Origin of the sequence: Adlercreutzia equolifaciens (genome assembly GCF_029076695.1) — a bacterium.
GTDB classification, from domain to species: Bacteria; Actinomycetota; Coriobacteriia; order Coriobacteriales; family Eggerthellaceae; genus Adlercreutzia; species Adlercreutzia equolifaciens_A.
In genome coordinates this window covers 1-340 of sequence record NZ_JARFIK010000170.1, presented here as the reverse complement: position 1 = coordinate 340, position 340 = coordinate 1, and the positions used below count along the sequence as shown (strand labels likewise).

General features: G+C 49.4%; 1 protein-coding gene. It reads right to left on the bottom strand.

The window, feature by feature from the left end:
• Window positions 1-311 (bottom strand): IS66 family insertion sequence element accessory protein TnpB (tnpB, locus tag PZH32_RS11935; protein ID WP_275208476.1); only part of this gene is annotated, 311 nt, incomplete at its 3' end.
• Window positions 312-340 lie beyond the last annotated feature (29 nt).

The window sequence follows — 340 nt, the reverse complement described above, 5'->3', positions numbered from 1 at the left end:
AATCCCTGCATCAGCATCCGATACTGTTCTTCTGTGATGGACAGGGCTTCATCTGCGGAACGGGGCCATCGGAAAGCTCCGCTGTCCAGGCGTTTGTACATGAGAAGAAAACCATCGCCTTCCCACAGCAGGGCTTTTATACGATCACACCTTCTTCCGCAGAACAGAAACAGTGTGTTTTTATCATAAGGATCCAGGTTAAATTGAAAACGGATAATGCCAGCCAATCCATCAATTCCACGGCGGAGATCGGTAAACCCCATTGCCAGATATACCTTTTTGAAGCCAGAGGCGTCCGCATCATTCAGCATGATTCATGGCCTCTATGACCTGCCGGAGC